General features: G+C 58.7%; 1 protein-coding gene and 1 pseudogene. One reads left to right on the forward strand and one right to left on the reverse strand.

Annotated features, from left to right (window positions below; translation table 11 throughout):
* Window positions 1-95 precede the first annotated feature (95 nt).
* Window positions 96-350, reverse strand: a pseudogene (locus ACXJL8_RS40145) (transposase); the annotation flags it as partial.
* A gap of 372 nt (window positions 351-722) precedes the next feature.
* Here ACXJL8_RS40145 and ACXJL8_RS40150 point away from each other — a divergent pair.
* On the forward strand, window positions 723-1,788 hold a 1,066-nt coding region (locus tag ACXJL8_RS40150; RefSeq protein ID WP_456686937.1), incomplete at its 3' end, for a sulfatase-like hydrolase/transferase.

Below are 1,788 nucleotides of genomic sequence, written 5' to 3' on the forward strand. Positions count from 1 at the left end.
AGTTCGAGGGTTCCTGAGCCTCAGCACCTCGCCCCCGCTTGCGGGGCGAGGTTAGCTCACTGGAGAAGGGCGCGCGGCCATCCGGGAAGGAGCGCCTAGGGCGCGGACTCATTGGCATGCAGCCAAATTCGGATTGATGCGAGTTTGACGAACGCCAGATAGTTGGCTGCGAGCTTGTCATATCGGGTCGCGACACGCCGACATTGCTTGATCTTGTTGAAGAACCGTTCGATCAAGTTGCGCGCGCAATATAGAAACGGGCTGAAGCAGATTGGGTCTTTGCGATTGCGTTTCGGCGGAATATTGGCCCACGCGCCTTGCTGGCGGACAAGCTCCCTAATCCAATCCGCGATTGCGGTCCATTCGTAATCGCTGAGTTCGTAGCGCATGATTCGAGGCTCCGGTTTCGGACCTTGAATCACGTCTCGGGCAGCGCCAGCAACCGACAACGCCCGTGGCCGTGCCGCTAATGCTCTGAATTTGCTTCCGCTTTCGGGGCATAGCGGACTTAGCCGGGCTTGCTGTTGGCTCGACCCGGTCGCGAATGACCCCGATCGGACATTCCTTGATCTACATCAAGCACGACGAGGGGCGTTCCATGAGGTGCTTGCGGTGAGCCATCCTCTACTTGAGGGTGAAATTCTATTTCGTGGYGGCCATCACAGGAGAACATCGTGACCAAGATTGCGAGTTTCCTATCATCGTCAGGTATTCTCCTCTGCATGTCACTTGCGCCGGGCGCTTGGGCCCAGCAAATCACGGGCACGCCGGGTACGCCCAGCGCCACGATGACACTTGATGGCAAGCAGCTTCCGCCGGAGCCTCCAAAGTTCGGCGGCGATATCAAGGAAACCGCGAAAGACTCCAAGCCCTACTGGCCACCGTCCGTCGTGCCGCCCAAGGGCGCACCAAACGTGCTGCTGATCATGACTGATGATCAAGGTTATGGCGTGACTGGCACCTTCGGTGGAGTCATCCCAACCCCGAACATGGATCGCATTGCCGAGACGGGTCTGCGCTACACGCAGTTTCACTCGACGGCGCTTTGCTCGCCGACGCGCGCAGCGCTGATCACCGGCCGCAACCACCATTCGGTCGGATTCGGCGTCATCGGTGAACTGTCCACCGGCTACCCCGGCTACGATTCCGTCATTGGCCCGGAGAGCGCGACGATCGGGACTATTCTGCGGGACAACGGATTTGCCACCTCATGGTTCGGCAAGAACCATAACACCCCGACCTATCTGTACAGCGCGGCTGGTCCATTCGACCAGTGGCCGGTCGGAATGGGATTTCAATACTTCTACGGGTTCATGGGCGGCGAGACCGACCAGTGGACGCCTTATCTTTATAAAAACACGACCCAGATTTTTCCGTGGATCGGCAAGTCCGGCTACAACCTCACCACCGATATGGCGGACGAAGCCATCAACTACATGAACAGCCTGAACGCGGCCGCACCCGACAAGCCGTTCTTCCTCTACTACGTGCCCGGCGGCACGCATTCGCCGCATCAGCCGAAGAAGGAATGGACCGACAAGTTCAAGGGCAAGTTCGACATGGGCTGGGAGAAGCTGCGCGAGCAGATCTTCGCCAACCAGAAGCGACTCGGGGTCATCCCGGCGAATACCCAACTCACTGCCTGGCCTGATACCTTGCCGAAGTGGGACTCGCTCTCATTGATCCAAAAGAAGCTGTACGCGCGGGAGGCGGAGGTGTTTGCCGCTTACGCCGCCTATACCGATAATGAAATCGGCCGCGTCATCAAAGCGGTCGAGGACATGGGCA

This window comes from Bradyrhizobium sp. P5_C11_2 (genome assembly GCF_054049755.1).